Annotated in this window: 12 protein-coding genes; all 12 read left to right on the top strand. The window is 54.1% G+C overall.

The features are described 5' to 3' along the window. Nucleotides 1-1,285 (top strand): TolC family outer membrane protein (locus tag VK958_RS08335; protein ID WP_325240631.1); only part of this gene is annotated, 1,285 nt, incomplete at its 5' end. Nucleotides 1,286-1,303: 18 nt separating this feature from the next. Next, on the top strand, nucleotides 1,304-1,720 hold the full coding sequence (gene gspG, locus VK958_RS08330; RefSeq protein ID WP_325240629.1) for a type II secretion system major pseudopilin GspG: 417 nt from the start codon (nucleotides 1,304-1,306) through the stop codon (nucleotides 1,718-1,720). A gap of 109 nt (nucleotides 1,721-1,829) precedes the next feature. After that, nucleotides 1,830-3,023: a type II secretion system F family protein gene (locus VK958_RS08325; protein WP_325240627.1), complete on the top strand. Its 1,194-nt coding sequence runs from the start codon at nucleotides 1,830-1,832 to the stop codon at nucleotides 3,021-3,023. Between the two features lie 61 nt (nucleotides 3,024-3,084). Beyond that, a complete protein-coding gene (locus VK958_RS08320; RefSeq protein WP_325240625.1) occupies nucleotides 3,085-4,797 on the top strand; it encodes a GspE/PulE family protein in 1,713 nt (570 codons plus the stop codon). Beyond that, entirely contained in the window at nucleotides 4,778-5,695 is a 918-nt protein-coding gene (locus VK958_RS08315; RefSeq protein ID WP_325240623.1) for a hypothetical protein, read from the top strand. The genes VK958_RS08320 and VK958_RS08315 overlap by 20 nt, the downstream gene beginning before the upstream one ends. Further along, complete coding sequence (locus VK958_RS08310) at nucleotides 5,695-6,213, top strand: hypothetical protein (protein ID WP_325240621.1); 519 nt, start codon at nucleotides 5,695-5,697, stop codon at nucleotides 6,211-6,213. The genes VK958_RS08315 and VK958_RS08310 overlap by 1 nt, the downstream gene beginning before the upstream one ends. Beyond that, nucleotides 6,201-6,752, top strand: a complete 552-nt coding sequence (locus tag VK958_RS08305; RefSeq protein WP_325240619.1) for a hypothetical protein — start codon at nucleotides 6,201-6,203, stop codon at nucleotides 6,750-6,752. The genes VK958_RS08310 and VK958_RS08305 overlap by 13 nt, the downstream gene beginning before the upstream one ends. Next, a complete protein-coding gene (locus VK958_RS08300; protein ID WP_325240617.1) occupies nucleotides 6,749-7,234 on the top strand; it encodes a hypothetical protein in 486 nt (161 codons plus the stop codon). Before VK958_RS08305 ends, VK958_RS08300 begins: the two co-directional genes overlap by 4 nt. A gap of 65 nt (nucleotides 7,235-7,299) precedes the next feature. After that, nucleotides 7,300-9,240 carry a type II and III secretion system protein gene (locus VK958_RS08295; RefSeq protein ID WP_414683868.1) on the top strand — a complete coding sequence of 647 codons (1,941 nt, stop codon included), beginning with the start codon at nucleotides 7,300-7,302 and terminating at the stop codon, nucleotides 9,238-9,240. 31 nt (nucleotides 9,241-9,271) lie between these two features. After that, a complete protein-coding gene (locus VK958_RS08290; RefSeq protein WP_325240613.1) occupies nucleotides 9,272-9,745 on the top strand; it encodes a prepilin-type N-terminal cleavage/methylation domain-containing protein in 474 nt (157 codons plus the stop codon). Between the two features lie 3 nt (nucleotides 9,746-9,748). Continuing rightward, nucleotides 9,749-10,129: a type II secretion system protein gene (locus VK958_RS08285; RefSeq protein WP_325240611.1), complete on the top strand. Its 381-nt coding sequence runs from the start codon at nucleotides 9,749-9,751 to the stop codon at nucleotides 10,127-10,129. After that, nucleotides 10,116-10,625, top strand: a complete 510-nt coding sequence (locus VK958_RS08280) for a type II secretion system protein (RefSeq protein WP_325240609.1) — start codon at nucleotides 10,116-10,118, stop codon at nucleotides 10,623-10,625. Before VK958_RS08285 ends, VK958_RS08280 begins: the two co-directional genes overlap by 14 nt. Nucleotides 10,626-11,032 lie beyond the last annotated feature (407 nt).

The raw sequence follows: 11,032 nt of genomic DNA, 5'->3' as shown, positions 1-11,032 counted from the left end.
TGCTCAGGCGCAAGATGACCTGAATGGCTTGTATCAGATGGCGCTTACCCACAATGCGGATTTCCGTGCCGCACTCGCCAATACCGAGGCCGAACGCGAAGAGCTGACCAAGGCAAAAGCACTGTTTTATCCCAAGGTGCAATTGGGGTTAACGCGAGGCCGCGGTAACACTGACCGCACGACGCAGACCAGTATCGGCTCGCTTAATTCGGAGCTGAATTATGAGCTTGAAAATTACAGCCTCACCGTGCGCCAGCCTCTGTACAACAAAGAAACCTTTGCCATTTATGGCGGTGCCAAGTCGTATGTCAGTGCGCAGGAGTCATTACTCGAACAGGAAAACGCCAAACTGATCCTCAAGCTGGTTTCGGTGTACCTGGAAACCCTGTATGCGCAGGACCGGGTGAATCTGCAGCAAAACAAACTGGAGGCCGTCAGCCAGCAATTGCGGCAGGCTGAGCAGCGCTATGCGCGCGGCAGCGGTACCGTGGTCGAGGTGAATGAAGCACAGTCCAACCTGGATATCGCCAGGGTCGAGAAAATCCAGGCGGCTAATGATCTGCTTTCCAGCCAGCAAAGTATGCAGATACTGACTGGGGCGACCCCTGCACTGTCCGCAGAACTGCTGGTGACTGGCTTGAATACGCTGACCGGTTCTGAATATAGCGTGGAACGCTGGATAGACACTGCGCGTCAGCATCACCCGGAGTTGTTAGCCGCGACGCTGGACATTGAAGTCGCCAGGAAAGATGTCGAGAAGAAACAGGCGGGGCATTACCCGACGCTGGACCTGGTTGGCGTGCGCTCTTACAGCCAGAACGACAGCAACAATACGCTGGGATCACGTTTTGATACCTCCACCATTGCCTTGCAGATGAATGTCCCCCTGTTTGCCGGAGGCTATGTCAGCGCCAATGTGCGCCAGAGTGCCAGCCGCCTGACCGCCAGTGAAGAAAGCATGACGGCCAAATCGCGCGAGATCGAATTCAATGTGCGCAAGTATTACCAGAACCTGATCGCGCAACAGCAATCCATCACCGCTTACCAGCAGGCCGTGCAGTCAGCCAGGGTGGCTCTGGACGGCACACAGAAAGGTTTTGTGGCCGGTTTTAAAACCAATCATGAAGTACTGGATGCACAGCAGAAATTATTTACCAACCAGTTGTCGCTGACCAAGGCTTATTACAGCCTGATCAGTGACTGGGTGAATTTGCAGTTCAGCAGTGGATTGCTGACGCTGGACACATTGAGTCGCGTCAGCCAGTTATTCAGTCCGAAGAAATAGTAAATCAAGAGGGGAAACATGTTGAAAACAATCAAACAATCAGGCTTTACCTTGCTGGAATTATTGGTGGTGATGGTGATTATCGGTTTGCTGGCCGGCTATGTAGGGCCGAAATATTTTGCGCAGATCGGCAAGTCAGAAACCAAAACCGCCAAGGCGCAAATTGAAGCATTGTCGCGTGCACTGGACACCTACCGCCTGGATGTAGGACATTACCCGACCACCGAGCAGGGGCTGGCAGCACTGAATCGTAACCCTGACAACGAGGCCAAATGGCAGGGGCCTTACCTTGCCAAAGGCGTACCGGCAGACCCATGGGGCAGGCAATATCAATACCGGTACCCCGGCGAACATGGTGACTATGATGTGTGGAGCCTGGGCAGTGACGGGGTCACTGGTGGTCAGGATGCCGATAGTGATGTCGGTAACTGGTAGGGGTATTGGCCGGGTTAAAGAGGTAGATGAGTTGCTGAGCATGCCGGGAATGACATTCAGCAGTGATCGCAATCATAAGGTGTGGTGTCAGTGAGGGAATCGAACAGGCATGAAATTTGAATTGAAAGTCATGCAGGGCACACAGGTCGGCTGGCTCTCGCTTGAGGCACCAGACCTCCAATCTGCCCGCCAGCAGGCGCAGGCAAAGGGTTACGGCATTCTGCAGGTGCGCCAGGCCAATGCGGCTGGCTGGCTGCCCAAATGGCCTTTCAACAAGCAAAGCTTTAACCTGAGCCTGTTCAGCCAGGAACTGTTGGCATTGCTGGAGTCTGGCCTCAGTCTGATTGAAGCGATCGAGGGCCTGGCTGAAAAAGAGCAACATGACCAGTCACGTTATGTACTGAACCGTCTGCGCACCTCATTGTATGAGGGCTTGCCGCTTTCGCAGGCGCTGGCGTTGCAACCCGAGGTATTCAGCGCGCTGTATGTGGCGCTGATCCGTGCCAGTGAGCGCACCGGTGATATGGCGCAGGCCCTGCGTCGCCATGTGGTTTACCAGGCGCAGGTCGATGCTATCCGCAAGAAAATCATCTCTGCCTCTATTTATCCGGTATTACTGATTGTTGTCGGCGGCATGGTCGTGCTGTTTTTACTTGGCTATGTCGTGCCGCGCTTCAGCAGTATCTATGAAAGCGGCGGTGATAACCTGCCGTGGGCCAGCCGCCTGTTGTTGCGCTGGGGGCAGTTGCTGCAAGGTCATGGCGAATGGGTATTGCTGGGCACATTGGCGATCGGTGTGCTGTTGTGGCTGCTGTTTTCGCGCCCGGCCAGCAAAATCTGGATCATGCGCCGGGTATGGCGTATCCCGAGTTTGGGTGAAGCGTTGCGTATTTACCAACTGGCGCGGTTTTACCGCACACTGGGCATGCTGTTGCAGGGAGGAATTCCCTTGCTCACAGCCCTCGGCATGGTGCAGTCTCTGTTACCGCAGGAATTACAACAAGTACTGCAAAAAGTCATCAGCGAAGTGCGGGAAGGCAAGCAGTTATCTTCCTCGATGGAAACGCACGGCCTGACCACTTCTATCGCCAACCGCATGCTGCGCGTCGGCGAGCGCACCGGACGCCTGGATGAAATGCTGGGGCGGATAGGCATTTTTTATGATGAAGATACCGCACGGCGAGTCGAGTGGTTAAGCAAGCTGCTTGAACCTGCCTTGATGGTGCTGATCGGCCTGATTGTCGGGCTGGTAGTGGTATTGATGTATATGCCTATTTTCGAGTTAGCGGGAGCGATTGAATGACGGATTGCCCACAATTACCAAAAAATAGAACCGCGCGCCCAGAGTGCGATGGAGCCAGGGTATGAATATGCATGATTTACCATTGGCTGGCACAGACGCCCATGTACTGACGCCAGGGTTATTGAGTGAAGCCAACGCTTTGGCGATACAAACCGGACGCCCGGTCATTGAGATACTGGAAGAGCTTTCTCACCTGTCGCCGGATGCGTTTGTGCTGGCACTGGCGAGGTTGATGCATTACCCGGCATTAAGTGCGCTGGATTTGAATGCCATGCAACCGCTGTTCGACAGGCTAAGCTTTAATGAAGCTGTTGCCTTGCAGGCAGTGTTGATGCAGGACAAAGAAAAGGACACGGAGCATCAGGCCCGGCTGGTCATCGCAGACCCGTTTGATAGCAGCTTGCAGTTACGCTTGCAGAACAGTGTACGCGTGCCGGTGCAATGGTGTCTGGCGCACCGTAATGATATTGCCACTTGCCTGCAGTTCCACGAATCGCAGATGCGCGCCATGGACCAGATGCACACTGAAGACGGGCTTGCCAATGAAGACCAGGTACCTATCGAGCAGTTGTCACTGAAATCCATCAGCGAGGACAGCAGCCCGGTGGTGCGGTTTGTGCGCTCCACTCTGTACGATGCCCTGAAAGCCGGTGCGAGCGATATTCACCTGGAATCCACCGTGCATGGCTTGCGCGTGAAATACCGCATTGATGGCGTACTCAATGAAGTCGGCGGCCTGAGCGGCGTGATGCAGGCAGAACAGGCGATTTCACGCATCAAGGTGATGTCTGAACTGGATATCGCCGAACGCCGTATCCCGCAGGACGGGCGATGCAAAGTGCATGCGATGGGACGGGAAATCGATCTGCGCGTCTCCATCATGCCCAGCGTGATTGGCGAAGATGCGGTACTCAGGGTGCTGGATCGCAAGGCGTTAAGCGAAGCGCAAGGCATCAGCCTGGAAGTGCTGGGCTTTGCGCCTGCCATGTTGAGCCAGATCCGCATACAGGCTGAGGCACCATATGGCATGTTCCTGGTCACCGGTCCGACCGGCAGTGGTAAGACCACCACGCTGTACGGAATGATTTCTGAGATTAACAAAGGTGAGGACAAGATCGTCACCATTGAAGACCCGGTGGAATACCAGTTGCCGGGTGTGCTGCAAATCCCGGTCAATGAGAAAAAAGGCCTCACGTTTGCACGGGGCCTGCGTTCGATCTTGCGGCATGACCCGGACAAAATCATGGTCGGCGAAATCCGCGATGGCGAAACCGCACAGATTGCCGTGCAATCGGCGCTGACCGGGCATCTGGTGCTGACCACCGTGCATGCCAATAACGTGTTCGATGTGATCGGGCGGTTTACCAATATGGGGGTGGATGCGTACAGCTTCGTGTCTGCGGTGAATGTCATCCTGGCGCAGCGGCTGATCCGGGTGATTTGCCCGTTTTGCAAAGTTGACGATATCCCTGACCAGGAGCTGCTGTCGAAATCCGGGCTGGATGCAAAGGCTAGTGCTCACTACCTCTTCAAGAAAGGCCAGGGTTGTGGGCAATGCCATGGCACCGGCTACAAGGGCCGTAAAGGCATTGCCGAATTATTGCTGTTTGATGATGCCATGCGCGAGTTGATTGTCGCCAGAGCACCCATCAGCCAGATCAAGGCGCTGGCAGCAAAGTCCGGCACGCGCAGCATGCGTGAAGCAGGCCTGGCACTGGTGCAGGCAGGCGAAACCACCTTGCAGGAGATCAACCGTGTTACAGCATTATCCTGACCCCGGTATTGATTGCCGTGTCGCCGATAGTCGCCGCTGGTGGCAGGCGATCACTATGCCAGAACTCAGGATAGTGATCAGTGGCGATGCGCTGGAAATCTTTATGTTTGAACGGCAATGGTGGCCAGGCGGGCATAGGAAGTTGTTGCAGCATCAACAGTATCCGCTGGCAGGTCACGCGCAGGAATCGCTGCCACCTGAAGCCTGTTGGCAAACCTTGAATGAGGTACTCACTCCGCTGGCCGGCCAGCGCTGGCATATCGTGATTGTAGTTTCTGACCAGTATTCACGCTGGCTGGTGCTGCCCTGGCAGGCAGAGATCCGCAGTAAGGCGGAAAGGCAGGCTTATTACAGCCATGGCCTGCAACAGGCATTCGGTCCGCAACTGTTCAGCGGCGAGATGCAGGATTGGGATGTGCAAGCGCAGGCAGGGGCATATGGCAAGCATGTATTGATTAACGCCATGCCGCGTGGATTGACCGAAAAACTGCATACGCTGTTTGCCGAACACCGTTTAAGGCCGGGCATGATCGCACCGGCGTGGATGTTATCGGCGAACCAGGCCTTGCATCACATGCGCCGGCAAAAATTGCCGCAAGATGGCTGGATCATCAGCCGCGAGTCCGGCAGCCTGACCGTCGCATGCCTGCTGCAAGGCGAGTGGCAGCAAATCCGTTATCTGCCGATAGATGGTCAATGGCGTGACAGCCTGCATCAGTATCTGCTGCGCGAGCAGGTGATGCATGCAGAGTGGGTGTCATTACCGGTATACCTGCCCCACGCGCAGTGGTGCGGTGTCTCAGGTAAAGCCCTGTCGCCATTTACGCTGGTGGATGTACAGCCGGAGTTATGGCTGGGCGATGCTTTCCATCAGCAATTGCGCAGGAGGCTCGCCTGATGCAGCGGCTGGCATTCAATCATGCGCGTGGTCACGCGCCTGGCCCGGCCACACTTTTGTTAGGCATAGGGTTACTCGTCTCTCTGGGTCTGTTAGCGGGTGTTTATTACCAGCTGGCGGGCAACAATGCCGATTTGCAGCGACAGTTGCAAACGCGCCAGGCCGCGGTGACTCCTGGTAACCTGCAGTCCGGGCAATCGATAGCCAGCCGCCAGGTGGATGCAGCCGAGATCGCTGAAGCGCAATCGCATATCCAGACGCCATGGCTGCCATTACTGAATTCCCTGGAACAAGCCCAGCAGCCACAACTGTACTGGATGCAACTGGCACCGGATGTTAAACGCAAGCATATCCGCATGACAGTGCTGGCGCCACATCGCCAGCAAGGCTGGGCATTGGTGGAACGGTTAAAGCGGCAATCCGCATTGTCAGAGGTGAAATTGAATGCAAGTGAATCAACAGAGGTGAATGGATTCATGATGACCACCTTGCATCTGGAGGCCGCATGGAAGTTCTAGATCAGCAGTGGCAACGCCTGCTTTTTCGCTGGCAGCAAAGCCCATTTGGACATCGCTGGCTCACGGTGATGCTCGGTATTATGTTAGTACTCACTGCGCTGGTGGCGCATGCCTGGGTAAGGCAACAGCAATTACAACAGACATTGCAGCGACTTCCTGCCACCGTTAAGCGCAGCATTGTGCCCCCTCCATCTGCAAGCCAGGCAGTGGCAACCTCACTCCAGCAATGGCCAGCAGAAGACGAGGCGGAGCAGATCAGCGCTGAGATCCTGGCACAGGCAGATGCCTTGGGCATGCTCTTTGAGCGCGCTGAATTCCAGTCGCTGCCTATCGAGCATTCTGTTTTGCAGATACAGCGCATCAAGTTGCCGCTGAAAGGGGATTACCCGCAAGTCAGGCAATTTCTCAAGCAGGTATTGCAGACATATCCCAGCCTGGCTTTAAGCCAGTTCAAACTGCAACGTAGTGATGTGTTGCAAACCGGTGTGGAAGCCTACGTTGAATTCAGTTTATATACCCGGAAGCGGGCGCAGTCATGATACGGCGGTGGTTAATCCTGTGTGCACTGGGTTGTACGCTGCTGGCCTGCTGGTGGGTTGAACAGGCGGAGCAGTCGCCGGAAGTCATTGCCGGGCCTGGTTCGACCCGTATGCAGCGGCGCGTCACGTTAGCGCAAGCACTGCCTGCCGCAAGGGTGGTGAGCGAGGTCATTATTCAGCCTGTGCCGGCGGTGTATGAGGAAGAGGGTGTGAATTTGTTTGAGGCAATGCCCACCCCAGCCGCCGAGATTGCGGAAGCGCAAGCCATTGCACCCGTCAGCCCGTATACCTATGCCGGGCGTTTGCAGGAAGAAGGTCGCTGGACTGTGTTTCTGACGGATGGGCAACAACAATATGTATTACATGAAGGTGATCGATTTGCCGAAGGCTGGAAGGTTGCGGTACTGGATCAGGAAAAAGTGGTGTTGCAACACGCAACCGGGCGCTTTGAAATCAGGTTGGATAATGGGGTGGTGTTTTGACTAAGCAAATCATAAGTAGAATAAATGGTGGGTATTGCGCAGATGCGCCAGGCAAGTCGTTATCAATGACCAGGGTTTTGTTGAGGTCTTTGATATTGCTAGGCCCAGGCGTGCTGGTCAGCTGCAGCAATGCATTTCCTACCCCTACCCCGGGGGATGTCACGCTGGAACAGGCCAGAATCTATGCCGCGCGCGGACAGGATGATGAAGCTATCAAACTGTTGCAGCCCCTGGTAGAAGCCAATCCGCGGCAGCCACAATACAGAAACTGGTTGTCTTTGCTGCAGGAGAAAAAACTGCAAAAACAATTGCAGCAGGCAGACAGCTTGCTTGAGGCGCAACAGTATGAAGCCGCCACCGTGATCTACCAGCAGGTATTGCAGATGTCGCCCACCAACCGCTCGGCCACCGATGGTTTGCAGAAGGTGGTGGTCATGCAGAAACATGCCGCGCAAATGGAACTGGTCAAAAACGCCATTGCGGCCGAAGATTTTGCCGGCGGCGAGTTTTTGTTGCGCAATGTGCTGGCGGAGCAGCCTGCGCATGTAGAGGCCCGCAAACTGTTCGAACAGTTGGAACAGAAAAAAAGTGAGCGTATCGGTGTGGTGAGGCCGGTGCAATCGTCGCTGAAAAAGAAAGTGACGCTGGAACTGAAAAGCACGCCGATTAAAAATGCGTTCGAGTACCTGGGCAAGGCCGGGGACCTGAATTTTTCGTTTGATCAGGAGTTGAATGAAGGCATACGCGTGAGTGTGTTCTTGCGGGATACGCCGATCGAGCAGGCCCTGGACGTTATTCTGACCAGCCACCAGTTAGGCAAGAAGGTCCTGAATGAAAACACGTTGCTGATTTATCCGATTTCACGTGCTGCACAGTATGAGGAGCTGTTTGTGCGCAGCTTCTATCTGACGCATATGGATGCCAAACGCGCATTGAATATGATGAAAACCGTGTTGCGCGCCAGCGATATCTATATCGATGAAAAATTAAACACCCTGGTGATCCGTGACACCATGGACAGGATTAAAGTCGCCGAAAAACTGATCGCCTCGCAGGACCTGAATGAACCAGAGGTGATGCTGGAGGTGGAGGTGATGGAGATCAACCGCCGCAATCTCGAGAATTTAGGGATCCAGTATCCCAGCCAGATCGGTGTCGGTGTGCAAGGCAATGCAAGAGGTAATGGTGGTACCCAGCCGCAGGGCGGCGAATTAACGCTTTCTGAATTGCGCAATTTCAATGGCAACCTGGGTGTATTCACCATCAGTGACCCGGCCATTGTGTTAAATCTGTTGCACCAGGATACCGATACCAACCTGCTGGCCAGCCCCAAGATTCGCGTGAAGAACCGCGACCGCGCCAAGATCCATGTCGGCGACAAGATACCGGTATTGACCAGTGTCGCCAGTGCCCAGGGCTTTGTCAGCCAGAATGTGAATTACATCGAAGTCGGCATCAAGCTGGATGTGGAGCCGGTGATCCAGATGCAGGACCAGGTCAGCATCAAGGTGGGCATGGAAGTCAGCAATATCACCGACCAGGTCACAACCAGCACCGGCGTGCTGGCATACACCATCGGTAGCCGTAACGCGAATACCACACTGCAATTGCGCAATAATGAAACGCAGATCCTGGCTGGCCTGTTCCGTGATGACGAGCAGAAAACACAACGGCGCGTGCCAGGCCTGGGTAATCTGCCCATCATCGGCAGGTTGTTCAGCAACAGTAACCAGGACAAGCGCAAGAATGAAATCGTGCTGCTGATCACGCCACGTATCATGCATAACATCAGTCCTGCTAATTCAGTCTATAGCTTGATTCCTTCCGGTGTGGCTTCCACTGCAAACCCGGCAGGGGCTGCGGGCGCCCGGGCCGTCCAAGCGGCAGAACCGGTAGCGCCACCACCAGTTACGCCACAATCCACGCAAAGCGGTAATGTGCGTTCCGATGGTGGTTTCGGGGCGCAGATCATGAATAGCACGGATACCGGCACCGTGCAGCCCTGATGACGTGTGCATTGTGAGTAGCCGTTTGTTGATGAAGTCACGCAGTATAAAAGGATTTACGCTGGTGGAATTGCTGGTGACGCTGGCGCTGCTGGCGTTACTGGTGACTTCAGCCAGTCCTGTGGTGCAGCTGAACAGCAAGCGGGAAAAAGAGCGCGAACTAAAACGGGCGTTATGGCAGATCCGTGATGCGCTGGATGCCTATAAAGATGCAGTGGATCAGGGGCTGATCAAGAAAACGGCTGATGGCAGTGGCTACCCTCCAAGTCTGCGGATACTGGTGACCGGAGTCGAAAACGCGCAGGACCCAAAAAAGAAAAAACTGTTTTTCCTGCGGCGTATTCCACGTGACCCGTTTACGCCTGACCTCACGCTCAGCAACGCACAGACCTGGCGCATACGTGCCTATGACGGTGAAATAGATGAAATGGCCAAAGATATTTACGATGTTTCTTCCCGTTCCGCTGCCATCGGCATCAACCAGCAGCCTTACAGTGAGTGGTAAACGATGAAACGGATGAAACGCGGATTCACCCTGATTGAAATGTTGGTAGTGCTGGCGATCCTGGCCATGCTGCTGACCATCGTCACACCCAAATTCATGCATATGTTGCAGAGATCCAAAGAAACCACCTTGCGGCATGATTTGCTGACCATGCGAGATGCCATAGACAAGTTTTACAGCGATAAGAACCGTTATCCGGAAGTGCTGGAAGAACTGGTTGAACGGCAATACCTGAAAGCGATCCCGCCAGACCCGATGACTGAACGCGCAGATACCTGGGTGATCACCTTGCCGCCGAATATAGACGAGCAAGGCAGCGTGTTTGATGTACACAGCGGCTCCAATCAAGTCTCCGCGGATGGTACGCCGTATGCCATCTGGTAAGCGGCTATTTGATCACAGGTTTTCCTGCAAAGGATTTGTGCTGATCGGCATGTTTATGCTGGTCATGCTGAGCGGGCTGGTGATGGCCCAGGCGGCGATGCGCTGGCAAACGCAAGTGTTGCGTGAGAGGGAACAGGAACTGATCCATGTAGGGCTGGCCTATCGAGATGCCATCGGACGTTATTACAACCAAACACCAGGCGTGGTGAAAACTTTTCCGCGTACGGTTGAAGCGTTGGTCAAAGATGAGCGTTTCCCTACCCCGCGCCGCCATTTGCGAAAACCATACCTTGATCCGATTACGCAACGAGAAGGTTGGGGGATTGTCGAGGCACCTAGTGGTGGCATCATGGGGATTTACAGTTTGTCAGATAAGCCCCCTTTTAAAATCAAAGGTTATCGCGGCGAGTTGCAACATCTGAATAACAAGCGCTATTACGGCGAATGGTATTTTGTGTATGTGCCGCAAGAAATCTCGGGCCGCAATCCACTGTAGTCTTTCTGACTCCTTGATTTCCAGGGTTAAATCACTTAGACCAAGCACCCAGGCCCTTTAAACAGGCGTAGAGCCATAGCCATAAAAATCAAAATTACATTGTTAATGGCTTAAATGTAAAAATAAGTTAAAAACATGAGGTTTTTTGCGTTCCCAGCGATGTATAAATATGGGGATGTGAAGAGGAAATATTCCCGATATTGGCGGGTATTTTTCCTAACAAATGTAGGTGTGTTTAAAGGTTTGATTTAAAGGAGAGGACGCTGTGGACCTGGTACCTGACATAGTAGATTTGGTGTTGTATTTGCTGGGCGTGCTCTCGGTGGTGGTGTGGGCCATCATCATTATCAAGAGCTGGGCCTGGTACAAGTCGCAAAGCGAGTCCTCCGACTTTCTTTCCGAGTGGC

Source organism: Methylophilus sp. (genome assembly GCF_035460085.1).
Classification (GTDB): Bacteria; Pseudomonadota; Gammaproteobacteria; order Burkholderiales; family Methylophilaceae; genus Methylophilus.
This window is presented reverse-complemented; position numbering and strand designations above follow the sequence as displayed.